This window comes from Rhizobium sp. RM (assembly GCF_013390595.1).
Lineage (GTDB): Bacteria > Pseudomonadota > Alphaproteobacteria > Rhizobiales > Rhizobiaceae > Agrobacterium.
Genome location: NZ_JACAWV010000013.1, coordinates 1 through 2,081, shown reverse-complemented (window position 1 = coordinate 2,081; position 2,081 = coordinate 1). Strand labels below are relative to the sequence as shown.

Annotated in this window: 3 protein-coding genes and 1 pseudogene; 3 read left to right on the top strand and 1 reads right to left on the bottom strand. The window is 57.8% G+C overall.

The window, feature by feature from the left end; all coding sequences use genetic code 11:
• A pseudogene (locus tag HWX89_RS14045) lies at positions 1-208 on the top strand (DUF736 domain-containing protein); the annotation flags it as partial.
• Between the two features lie 66 nt (positions 209-274).
• Here HWX89_RS14045 and HWX89_RS14040 read toward each other — a convergent pair.
• Positions 275-517 (bottom strand): WGR domain-containing protein, encoded by a 243-nt coding sequence (locus HWX89_RS14040; protein WP_138792285.1) that lies wholly within the window; start codon positions 515-517, stop codon positions 275-277.
• Between the two features lie 446 nt (positions 518-963).
• Here HWX89_RS14040 and HWX89_RS14035 point away from each other — a divergent pair, with 446 nt between their 5' ends.
• On the top strand, positions 964-1,593 hold the full coding sequence (locus HWX89_RS14035) for a DUF932 domain-containing protein (protein WP_246705173.1): 630 nt from the start codon (positions 964-966) through the stop codon (positions 1,591-1,593).
• 50 nt (positions 1,594-1,643) lie between these two features.
• Positions 1,644-1,787, top strand: coding sequence for a hypothetical protein (locus tag HWX89_RS26265; RefSeq protein ID WP_246705172.1), 144 nt, complete (start codon positions 1,644-1,646; stop codon positions 1,785-1,787).
• Positions 1,788-2,081 lie beyond the last annotated feature (294 nt).

The following is a 2,081-nucleotide window of genomic DNA, read 5'->3' as shown; positions in this document are numbered from 1 at the left end:
CGCCAAAGCGCCTGTTTATCGCCTCTACGCCAAGTCACCCAAGGGCCGCCGTGTGGAAATCGGCGGCATCTGGAAGAAGCAGAACCGCGAAGGTGGCGACGACTTCACCCTTTCCGTCAACATCGGCTACGGCAAGCTCAACGCCAAACTCGGACACTTGCCCGGCGTGGACGATGGCGACCTGATGGCGGTCATCCCTTGGGACTGACATCAGGTGCCACCCGGCTCAACAGCCGGGGGCATCATCTCGCTGTGCTGCCCCGTGTGGGCAGGTTCATTTCGGCCGATAGCCGCGATTTGTTTTCTGACGTACCAGCACTTCGATACGTTCTGGGATCGCCTTAGGATTTTGCAGATGCTCGACTTTCATTTGACCACGCGATCCGATCCGGCCCCAGCGCCGCTCAAGCCAAAGATGCCCGAACAGGTCTTGCGAAATCTCTATCGCATAGAAGCGTGCCATGTTGCAGGAAGCGTCGACGCGCTCGGCATAGAAGGGGGAAGGAAAGTCGATCATGGCCGCAATTGTCCTCGGATAACGAATCCGCGTCCAATGAGAGTTTTGAATCAATGCCGCCGCAACGATTCATTCTGGTGATGTTGTTTCAAAGAGGAAGAGGAGACCGCCTCAGCGGTCGCTTCCATAATGAGTGGACGCGCTGCTTAACGCCCGTCCTCCCTGTCTGATTTTCCCGCTCTACGATGCCGTGCCGGCCTCGCCAATGGGCAAGCAGGCTCCGCCTGTGCGTCCCTCAGAAAACCGGCTTTCACCGCTGTTGCTGCGAAGCTTCCGGCTTTCAGTCGGCCGGACCCATGACTAGCCCGCCACAGCAACGGGAGCGGGCTTCGCCCTTCCCCCTTCGTTCCGGTGGATGTGAGGGGCACATCTACCGGAACGGTGGGTGAAGGCTTCGCCCAATGCGGGGCTGGCCTCTTGGATTTGGGAACCGTTGGAGATTTATCATGACCGTGTCCACGCACACTGCACGTTTCGACACCGGCCGCGCCATGACTGAAGACGAGATGCGCAAGGTCGCGCCGTCGATATTTGCACTCTCAGCCCATGAAAGCCGTTCCGAGCGGTTTCAGCCAATACCTACAATTGAGATCCTGCGTGGGCTAACAAAGGAAGGTTTCGTACCGGTTGGCGTCAAGCAGTCTGCACCCGCACCGGAGGGCAAAGCAGAATTCACCAAGCACCTGATCCGGCTCCGTCGTGTGGACGATGGTAACACCTATCACGTGGGCGATACCGTCTGCGAAATCCTCCTGAAAGACGCCAACGATGGCACGAGTGCCTATGAACTGATGGCTGGATTGTTCCGCGTCCGTTGTCTCAATTCGCTTGTCACGCAGACAGGCATTGTTGAGGAAACCAAGGTGCGCCATTCAGGCGACGTGCATGGCAAAGTGATCGATGCGACATACACCGTGCTGAAAGCTGCGGAGCACGCGCTCATTGCCCCACAAGATTGGTCGAACATGCCCTCAACAGCGATGAGAAAGACATCCTTGCGCAGAGTGCGCAATTCCTACGGCTCGGTGATGCAGAGGGTGATACGAAGACGCCGATCCAGCCCTCACTGCTTTTGAAGCGACGCCGCGCTGGCGATATAGCTAACGATCTCTGGACAACATGGAACGTGGTTCAGGAAAATGCGATCAAGGGCGGTATCAGCGCTTATGGTCGCGACGACCTTGGACGGCTTCGCAAGGAGAGGTCTCGCGCCGTGACGGGCATCTGGCTGCTGGGGAGCAAGATGGCAGAATTGAAGGGCGCACGCTGATGCGCCCCGAAACTTCATTTGAACCTTCCGAGCTATTCAACTGCTGCACTGATCTCAGAGAGCCGGACTGATCTCTCTTTGATGCCTTGGAAATCGATGGCTGTGTTGATGTGGCGGAGGAGCGCGCGGACGAGACCGATGTGGTCGGGGGAGTTGTCCGTGATGAGGCAGAGTTTTTCACGGTCTAGGGCCACCTCATTGCGGTAGGATGCGAGGCGATCACCGATTGCAGCATGCTCGTTCTTGCGGAACCGATCGGGACCCATCTTTCAGGACTGAGCGGGTTGACCGTCG

Coding starts and splice junctions, on each gene's coding strand:
- HWX89_RS14040 (WP_138792285.1), bottom strand. CDS start 517: ATGATCGACTTTCCTTCCCCCTTCTATGCCGAGCGCGTCGACGCTTCC.
- HWX89_RS14035 (WP_246705173.1), top strand. CDS start 964: ATGACCGTGTCCACGCACACTGCACGTTTCGACACCGGCCGCGCCATG.